Here is a 9176-nt window from a genome sequence, read left to right on the forward strand (position 1 = left end):
ACGAGCAACAGGCGAAACGACGTTTGGAGTCTTGGATTCATCGGTATTCGTTTTGTCCTTGTTCGGTTGTGCGCGCGATTGCAAAAGCGCTCGTCAAGCGAACAGAAGAAATCGTTTCTTGCATTTTATCCCCTTACTCGAATGGGAAAATGGAAGGAACGAATAACAAGATCAAGCTGATCAAACGTCGGGGATATGGATACAGAAATATCCAGCGTTTTGCATTACGGGTTCGGTTAGAAACGACTAACATACTTTAATGGCAGGTGCAAGTACATCTTTTGGTGATGAACCATTTTATTGTATTCACAATGATACTCGTTACCTTCTAAAATATACATATAGTCACGTTTTTCGAAAATGATAATATGCCATCCTTGTTCAAGGTCAAAGAAAGGTCGATCCATTGTACCGTTTGGAATATCATGTTCATCCCAACCGACTAATAATTGATCTACAAAATCCCACCATGGAAATGAAGTGAGAATTTCATTCTGCTTCGCACTATAGAAAAAAAGATGTTTTCCCCATGTCTTGTTACTTTTAACTGTCACTATGATTTCAAAGTCATCAATGATCGGAAACAACTTCAAATCTAGTGTTTTTAGGGAATTTTCACATACATTTAGCACCTTTTTATTGTTTAACGTCCGACTTTTTCGTCTACAATGGAACAACCCACTTCTTGTTCCTTCTACTAACATGATTTACCCCACCTTACCGAATCACTTCTAACACTTCCGCAAACTGCTTCTGCTCTCCATCCCATTTTGCCTCTTCCAACCGTAAATGAATCGGAATGTTACAATGAATGGCTGCGAGTTTGCGCGATAAATGAAGCAAGTCGAGATGTGTTGTTATTTTTTGTTGTTGCGCTTTTGTTAAGTTCGCTAAATTTTCGATGATTCCTTCAATTGATCCATATTGTTGAACGAGTTTAACCGCTTGTTTTTCCCCGATCCCGCGCACGCCCGGATAATTGTCGCTCGGATCACCCATAAGCGCTTTCACATCAATAAGCTGCTGTGGCTGAATCCCTGTTTCTTCAATAAAACGGTCGAGCGTATACGCTTCGTAGTTGCCGATTCCTTTTGCCAATAAGTAAACCGTGACATGCTCGGAAAGAAGCTGAAATAAATCGCGATCTCCGGTCATAATCGAAATGCGCATCTCCTCACGATATTGTTTCACAAGCGAGCCGATGCAATCGTCCGCTTCGGCATTCAGTACACCGATATTTGGGATACCTAACATCGCGACGACTTCTTTCGCCAAATCGAACTGTGGAATTAATTCATGCGGTGGCTCTCCGCGATTCGCCTTATAGTCCGGAAACCATTCGGTGCGAAACGTCGTACTTCCCATATCCCAACAACAAACGACATGCGTCGGTTGAAGCACATTTGTCGCCGCTTCGATATGCTTTACTACCCCATATACCGCATTCGTCGGCACCCCACGGCTATTCATCATCCATCTCGGCGCTGTTGCATAAAACGACCGAAACAATAACGCCATTCCGTCAATCAACAACAAATGTTCTCGTTCCATCACTCGTTATCCTTTCTATGTATCGATGAAACAAGTATAACAAAAAACCACCCCAGATGGGATGGTAGAAATAATGAAGCTAGCCTTCTGCAAATAATCTTCTTCCGATATCGTATCCAACTGCTCCGATGTAAATCGGTACGACAAAGGCAACAGACGGATAAAACGGAATGGATACAAGCGTTGCCACAATCAAAACGACTGCCGAATGAAATTTCTTATCAAAAAACAAAAGAACACCCTCTGTCACTATACAAACAAGCAAAATGAGCAACAACGCAATCGGAAAAACACCCCACGCAAAAGACCATGAACTGAATAGTGAAAGCGTCAAGAAAAACAATACAATCGACAGGAAAACTTTTTTGAAAAATAGTTTCATAACTCACTTCCTTTATCATCTGGATAAAAGAAAAAGAGTGGCAAACTCCTACGCTGTTTTGACTGTCCCCTTTTCTTCCAATCTGTGACCGAACGGACAATTTTTCTATCGATTAAGCAATATAATCTCCCTAGCCTCAATGTCTCTACTTTCTTTCCTTTGACTTATAGTCTGAGGAGTGGCAAGAATGACTTTCACTTTTACTTCTTCTGTAAAGTCGTCAACACTTAATTTGTTGCCATGTTCGTCACTGAATTTTGTTTGATCTGTGATTCGGACTGTACAAAGATAGCTTATATCCTCTACATTATTTTTCCTTTTCTTTACTTCATGGGAACAGTCCACGATAAAATAATTTTCTCCAATACTATAAAGCGTCCCTTCAAAAGACTTTGTTCCCGTGCAACCAATCAAGAGTAAACTAACCAAGACGAAAACAACAGTTTTAATCATTTGAATTGCATTCCTTTGTATGAAAAATAATTTTTTATAGGATTACATTTATCGAAAAAGACAACGCAACGCAAAACTCAGGGGGATGACAGGCACCGTTCCATTTTACCATTCAATAATATTAAGCCATCGCCGATCATGCTCCGTATCCTCATATTTCAATATCAAATGTCCTTGTTGGTCAAAATAGAGAAAAAGCGGATGGGGATCGATTTTCTCCTTTATTGTTTTCCATTTTCCATCATGTCTCTCATAAATGGAAACTTGACCTTTTTCATCCAAAAACGCTACTTTCCCTTTTGCAGCATCAAAATAGTGAATAATCCCATGCTTAACAGGAAACACAAAAAACTCTTTCTTTTTCACATCAAAATACCCAAACTTTTGATCATCTAAATATCGTAGATCGCGAAAATGGAGTGCATAAATCAACCCATTGTCATAAACTGCATGAGCAGGAAACGGAGCAGGGGCTTGGTACCTATTCGTAGTACCTGTAGGAATGTCATAAATATAATAATAACCTTTCCCATTTTCCGAATCGGTCCATACGACTTTGTCATCACGTAGTGAGACGAACTCGTTATACAGCCCTTGCGATACTGTGCGACCAATCGTTTTCGTCTGCCGTGTCGATAAATGATAAAGCTTCACTTGCCCAAATGATGCTCCCTTTTCTGTCCAAGCAACATTATCCCCATTTAATACCGGATCGAAGACAGTGGGGAAAGAAGAAGAAGATTCAGCAATTTGGAACGTTTCCCCTTTTTTCCGATCCATCCCCCAAATGACTGAAAGATCTCCAAAGGAGGTTGAATCCTCCCAAACAACCCAATGTTTGTTTGCCTGCACCCACTGTACAATCGCTTCCGAATGTTTAGAGCGAAATAACACGCGCTGTTCTTTTGTTTTCACATTCATAGAAATGAGTTCATTCACCGATGCACGGTTCGTTTTATCACCATTCACTCCAACAAATAATTCATCTCCTACTTTCGCAGCATGCGTCCAATTGGGAGAAGGAACATCCAGTTTTAGCAAGTTTGATTGCGTAGTAATACGTTCTGCTAGGTCTGATTTCTTTTCACTACACCCAACACATATGGAAACTGTCCCAGCAAGAAATAATAATAGAAAATATATTTTCTTTTTCATCATATCCCCTCAATAAGCCATAGCCATATTCGAGCCATTTAAATCTGCATTGTACACTGCTCGAAATACTCCATTTTCTGTTGTAGATCCTAGCGCTTCCCAATGTGTTCCATAATAATTTGTATCGTAATTCGGATCAACTATCCGAATCATTTTTTTGCCAGTAGCCTTTTCATACGAATATCCACTTACTGTAACATAGTACCTTAATTGCTTACCCTTATAGTAAGTTAAGTACTGTGTTTCTACCAACAAGATGGGCGCATTAGTTTGGTTTTTCAAATCGTTTTTTATTCGGGTTTCAAATGTATATAAAGGATTGGAAAGATTTGAGATATCAGCTGCCACGTATAAGCTATCCAATGAATAAGTGTCCTTGTAGCTATTTAATGCATTAGCAATCCCTGTAGTTGAACTTCCATCAGTCGTTGTCCCTATTTTACTTGCTAATGTCTGTTGACTTGGTAAAAGTATACTGGATTCTGATTTCGATTTATGGAAACTCAAGCTCTGTCTCGCAGAAGCTGGACCACACCAATATCCTTTTTCCTGCATATTAATTGTAACATTGATAGTATAAAATTCTCCTTCAGGATTTGATAGAATATTTATTCTTTCTTTCATCAATTCTTCTTGTTCCTTATCTTTTTGTTCTGCAAGTTGTAGCCACTTTTCATAATTTTCAGGAGTCAATGTCAAATCATCGACTGCAGCTCCCTGTTCCCCATGAACAATAGTAGGAAACAAAAATAGAAACAATAAAACTGTCAATCCTAACTTTCTCATCTCCTCATTCTCCTCCCACTAGAAATTTTTACATACATCCAAATTGACATTTTAACCTCTGTTTCACGCAGCACACCCGATGCGGCGTAACACCTCATCTGGATGCTGTAAGACATGTTGTTCAAACCGAGTAATCGACTGGGCGATGTCCTTTTGATCTTTATGCAGGACGTTGGCGATGACTTCGTCTTTCAGCCGTTCAATCGGATTCAAATGGGGCGAATACGGCGGGAGAAAAATAAAATGAAAGGCATCGCCTTCTTCGCTTTGAAGGAGAGCTTGCATCATGTTGGCATGATGAATACGCGCATTGTCCAACACAAGCACGATGAATCGATCGGAATATTTCTCTTTTAACAGGCGCAAAAAGTCGAGGAACGTTTCGGCGTTGGCGGATGATGCGCGATGAAACACGACATCGCCTTGTTGCACGTCGACGGCACCAAAAATGGACACATGGGCGTGGTGACCGTAGCTTGGTACTTGTTTTTGATTCCCTACTTCTGCCCATGTCGTACGAAGCGCTTGATAGGCACGAACACGCGTCTCATCGACATGAAGCAAAACGATTTCTTCCGTGATTCGTTTTTTTATAAACTCGAGTTTTTTTTTAACCGCTTGAAGCACTGGATCGCCTTTGACAAGCTTATCAGTCGGGCGTGTCCATGACAAGCGAAGACGATGCAACAACTTCCGAATACCTTCCCGTGACATCGAAACACCATATGTTTGTTGGATGTAAGATTATAATGTACGTGTGTTCCATGATGAAGAAATGCCCCACCCGACATCCATAGGAGTGGTGGTTCATACCAGTTGTCTGATCTCCTGTTGTTGTTCTTCCGTCAGAAATGGCACGCGACCAGGTGGCAAGCGACGATCGAGTAAATGGACGATCGAGTAAATGATCGAGCCCACCTTCATTAAAGCGTGCGACGTAGAGGGCAATCGATTGGCGGCATAGATTAACCATTTGTGCGACATCTTTGCCAAGAAACCCTTCCATGACAAGGCGAACGGCAGTCACGCGAACTCGAAGAGAAGCATCTTTTCTTTCGTTTGTCCGTCGTTTTTTCTCTGGACAACTTCCTCTCGAATGGAAATCCGAGATGGCAGCTGTCCTATTTGAGTATGCCCGAATATACGGGAAGAGTATGCCTAATTTTGGATAATCAACAGCCGTGGTTTTTCATCGTATTTAAGTAAAATAGAAGTGGATTAGCCCAAGTAACTGTATAATTAATCCAAATATTTGAATATAACCATTAATGATATGAGGATTTTGATTCACTCCATATCGGATACCATCAATAAAGGAACTCTAAAAACAGAGAGGTGTAGGAAACTAAATAGTTTTGTTTACATTAAACTCTATTTTTAGATTCTTTAATGCAACAAAGATTAATATTGAGCTAACTAAGGTCATAAGTGACGCAAGTAAATAAATATTTTGAGGACCCAGTAAATCCGATATTGTTCCCATCAAGAAAATAGAAAAGCCAAAGACCACGCTATTTATTGAACTATAAAAACCATAAAATGCGGTTAAATCATCATCTTTTACGTGAAGCTGTAGTAAAGTTCTTTGAGCCGAATCTCTTAATTGATAAAACAACCCTAACACAAAAACCAAAACCAGAGACATTAATGGAATTTTGTTAAGTCCAAATATAAAAACAAATACACTAACTCCTAATGAGCCTAAGGACATACTAATAACCAATTTTCTTCTTAATAATAGAAGAAATTATAATTAAAACACTGGAACTCAAAATAGTACCAAGGTAATAGCTTGTATTAATATATCCCCACCAATTTTCTCCTTTATGCAAGACCTCTCTAACAAAAGCAAGAGTAATACCACCAATCCATATACCACTAGCAATACCTTCAATAATATCGACTATCAACATTTTCAGAAGAAAAGGATTGCTTTTTACAACTCTCCAACCATCTAATCTAAATATTTTCTTCTTTTTATGTTTCATCTTATCAATTTTTATATTCATTGATTTAAAGAGGAGGGCTGGAAACAGATAGGAAAAAGTTATACCAACTAAGATCCAAAGTTTATCAAAGTATACTACCAGTAACCCGCCCATCCCCCAAGATAACAAGCTAACTGTTTGTTCTAAGAAGGAAATAATATTATTTGCCCTAAATAATTGCGTATGTGTCACAACCTTAGGAACTAATGAATTACGGCATGGCAAGATGATACCTTCAATATAACTAATAAAAAATACAAATAAATATATAAATGTTGTTGTGAATGTGTTTAATTCTATTAGTTTAAAATAGACTATAAAAAAACTTAGTAATAGCACTTGAAATAAATAAAAAGAAGAAATTAGTCTAGTAATTTCAAATCTTTCTGTATAAAAAGGAAGTTGCAACCCACTAATAATTTTAGCTATAGTTCTAACCAATGCGGCAATTGCTGCAAGAGTTGCAGATTTTGTATATTCGTAAATAAAAGATGTTGCTACAATTGTATATAGAATACCAGAAATATTTGTAATAACATTTCCAAATGCCAACTTATAAAAATTCAAAGTCAATAGTATCACCAACACCTTAATATATTGCTTTATTAGTTATAGGTTTTTTTAATGCTCTCTGTATCAAATAAACAGGAATATTTTTCACACATCTTATTCCCATTTCATTGTGTCGACAAAATGGGATATCTTTGGCTCTATACGATGGAAACATTAAACCTGGATGAGAGTAAAACGATCCCCCTTTGAGCACTGCGAATGCGTTGGCTTTCGTTTGAGTACTTTCCCATACAGGATGAAACATTCTACGAGTTTTAAAATCACTTCTGGTCCACTCCCAAGTGTTCCCAACCATATCTACAACACCATAAAAACTTATGTTCGTTGGATTTTTTAATGAGATTGTATAGCTATCAAGTGAGGTGTCTTGATGAGCTTTTAATATCGTTTTTCGCCACTCGTCCAAGGAATCAATGTTTGTACCATACAAACTTCCCGAATATCTAACCTTTGTAGGATCAAACGAATTACCCCATGGCCATATTAATCCCTCGGGTCCTCGAGCAGCTTTTTCCCATTGAAATTCAGTAGGAAGCTCCTTCCCTTTCCAACGCGCAAAAGCAAATGCATCATAAAAATCAATACCAGTCACAGGATGGTCAGGTTTGTAACGCGGATCCCAGTAAGTATTACGTCTATGCTCTTTACCCTCTGGTTCATTAGGATGACAAAAAATATGTCCATTTTCTTCAATGAAATCGGTAAATTCATCATATTCTTTATTAGTAACGGGATACTTATCGATAAAAAATGGAGGAAGCCAAACTTTCATTTTTGGAACACTATCATTCCAATTAAATGTTTTGTAAGGAACTTCATTTTCATTTAATCCGTATTCAAAAAAACCACCAGGAATAAAAACCATTCCTTCCTCTTCAATTCTCTCGAACTCTTCTAACAATTCAGTCGGAATTTTTTCTTCAAAGTCATAGTTTCCCGGTAACACACCATATGTTTGAAAATAATGTTTTAACATTCGAAGTTCCTCTTCACTTTTCGTTCCAAAAATATCCAGAAACGTTTCTAAAACCTTTTGAGCACCTAACCCCACCGGTTTGTTTGGAAAATGCAACTTCTCTGTTACATCACCAATTATTTTTGAAAGGTTTGGTATAGCTTCTTCAATTCTGTATTTTCCACAGACCTCCATTGCCCTAAATGAAACTAAGTCATCTGGATCAAGAGTAAGATTAACTATGGTTTCTACCGCAGAAAAGTAAGGGATCCAATTTTCAACTACTTCAATAAGCTTATATCTAACATATGCTATCGGGTGGGACATACACATTCCAAAAATATTTTCGGCCGCTACTGGATGTTCAACTTTATGTAGTAAAGGTAAAATTTTATGATCAATCAAATCTCTAAATTCCTCCGCACACTTAGGCGAAGTCTGCTCCATTAGTTGTTCTACTTCACTTAATATATCTATGTCTTTATTATATAAATCCAGGTGTTCGGCAGTTTTACACAACATATTATTACCTCCAATAGGTATTCAGCTTTTCCATATGTATGAAATTTATATAAAATTTAATTTAAAGATTCTACTTCCGACTAAATAAATATGGATTCCGTCAGGATACCAAAACGAGTGGGTACACCAAAAATCGAACTTCTGACAATCTATTTTTATGATGAATTAAAAAGTTGAAATGTTAATTAAGATTTAAGTAGAACTATGTTTATATCCAAACATTACAATTAAACCCGTGGTGCTAGTTGAGCGCTAGCGCTCAACTAGCCCGAGTGTTACAAGCGAATACACCAACAATATGCCATCTAGTGCCACTTCAAACCCTGAAATCGAATTAGCACGAATTTCTGTAATACGATACTGGTCAACGAGGACGGAGAACACTGTTTCTATAACTTTACGTTTTTGTTTGAGCCATTTCTCCCATGATTCAGATGGGCGGTGTTTCTGATTTTTGCGAGATGGAGTCCAAAAAGCGATTTGGTACTCTTCATACAACTTTTTTTGCAATTCGCTACTGATGAATCCTTTGTCGCCCAAATTATAGCGATGAGGAATTTGAGTCATGACGGTTTCAGCTGCGGTTCGATCGTGACAGGACGCCTCCGTTACCACGTATCCCATAGGTAGTCCTTGGTCTGTCACTTGAAGATGAAACTTAAACCCATAGTACCACTGCTTTTTCGACGCACAAAGTCCGATGTCCGCGATCCCTTGGAATCGTTTGACACGGTACATTCTTGCGGCATGGCACAACTCGATTGGCATGCTATCTACTACCGCATAGGCATGGTGTTGACCACGTTTCGCT

The 9176-nt window shown here is 38.3% G+C and carries 13 protein-coding genes and 1 pseudogene; 2 read left to right on the plus strand and 12 right to left on the minus strand.

Annotated features, from left to right (window positions below):
* Nucleotides 1–260 (plus strand): transposase (locus tag JV16_RS14460; protein WP_042536424.1); only part of this gene is annotated, 260 nt, incomplete at its 5' end.
* Here JV16_RS14460 and JV16_RS14465 read toward each other — a convergent pair.
* The 8 genes from JV16_RS14465 to JV16_RS16215 all read right to left on the minus strand — a co-directional run bounded on the left by JV16_RS14465 (nt 237) and on the right by JV16_RS16215 (nt 5333).
* Entirely contained in the window at nt 237–704 is a 468-nt protein-coding gene (locus tag JV16_RS14465; protein ID WP_042536425.1) for a hypothetical protein, read from the minus strand. The two genes, JV16_RS14460 and JV16_RS14465, sit on opposite strands and share 24 nt — an antisense overlap.
* Nucleotides 705–717: 13 nt before the next feature.
* Entirely contained in the window at nt 718–1551 is an 834-nt protein-coding gene (locus JV16_RS14470) for a 5'-3' exonuclease (protein WP_042536426.1), read from the minus strand.
* 79 nt (nt 1552–1630) lie between these two features.
* Complete coding sequence (locus JV16_RS14475) at nt 1631–1933, minus strand: hypothetical protein (protein ID WP_021096026.1); 303 nt, start codon at nt 1931–1933, stop codon at nt 1631–1633.
* Nucleotides 1934–2038: 105 nt separating this feature from the next.
* Nucleotides 2039–2386 carry a hypothetical protein gene (locus JV16_RS14480; RefSeq protein ID WP_042536427.1) on the minus strand — a complete coding sequence of 116 codons (348 nt, stop codon included), beginning with the start codon at nt 2384–2386 and terminating at the stop codon, nt 2039–2041.
* A gap of 105 nt (nt 2387–2491) precedes the next feature.
* Nucleotides 2492–3544 carry a TolB-like translocation protein gene (locus JV16_RS14485; protein WP_160289330.1) on the minus strand — a complete coding sequence of 351 codons (1053 nt, stop codon included), beginning with the start codon at nt 3542–3544 and terminating at the stop codon, nt 2492–2494.
* A gap of 6 nt (nt 3545–3550) precedes the next feature.
* Nucleotides 3551–4327 (minus strand): C39 family peptidase, encoded by a 777-nt coding sequence (locus tag JV16_RS14490; RefSeq protein ID WP_042536429.1) that lies wholly within the window; start codon nt 4325–4327, stop codon nt 3551–3553.
* Nucleotides 4328–4390: 63 nt separating this feature from the next.
* The gene (locus tag JV16_RS16045) at nt 4391–5041 is read right to left on the minus strand and encodes an IS630 family transposase (protein ID WP_084220392.1); all 651 of its coding nucleotides are present in this window, start codon (nt 5039–5041) and stop codon (nt 4391–4393) included.
* Nucleotides 4977–5333, minus strand: coding sequence for a hypothetical protein (locus JV16_RS16215; RefSeq protein ID WP_420864996.1), 357 nt, complete (start codon nt 5331–5333; stop codon nt 4977–4979). Before JV16_RS16215 ends, JV16_RS16045 begins: the two co-directional genes overlap by 65 nt.
* Nucleotides 5334–5373: 40 nt before the next feature.
* Here JV16_RS16215 and JV16_RS16055 point away from each other — a divergent pair.
* Nucleotides 5374–5499, plus strand: a pseudogene (locus JV16_RS16055) (IS4 family transposase); the annotation flags it as partial.
* A gap of 173 nt (nt 5500–5672) precedes the next feature.
* Here JV16_RS16055 and JV16_RS16060 read toward each other — a convergent pair.
* The 4 genes from JV16_RS16060 to JV16_RS14510 all read right to left on the minus strand — a co-directional run.
* Nucleotides 5673–6050, minus strand: a complete 378-nt coding sequence (locus JV16_RS16060; protein WP_244463841.1) for an MFS transporter — start codon at nt 6048–6050, stop codon at nt 5673–5675.
* Complete coding sequence (locus JV16_RS14500; RefSeq protein ID WP_244463842.1) at nt 6040–6867, minus strand: MFS transporter; 828 nt, start codon at nt 6865–6867, stop codon at nt 6040–6042. The genes JV16_RS16060 and JV16_RS14500 overlap by 11 nt, the downstream gene beginning before the upstream one ends.
* Nucleotides 6868–6904: 37 nt before the next feature.
* Nucleotides 6905–8365, minus strand: coding sequence for a formylglycine-generating enzyme family protein (locus tag JV16_RS14505; protein ID WP_042536430.1), 1461 nt, complete (start codon nt 8363–8365; stop codon nt 6905–6907).
* A 252-nt stretch (nt 8366–8617) separates the two neighbouring features.
* Nucleotides 8618–9176 (minus strand): IS982 family transposase (locus tag JV16_RS14510; protein WP_042536431.1); only part of this gene is annotated, 559 nt, incomplete at its 5' end.

The organism is Anoxybacillus ayderensis (genome assembly GCF_000833605.1).
Classification (GTDB): Bacteria; Bacillota; Bacilli; order Bacillales; family Anoxybacillaceae; genus Anoxybacillus; species Anoxybacillus ayderensis.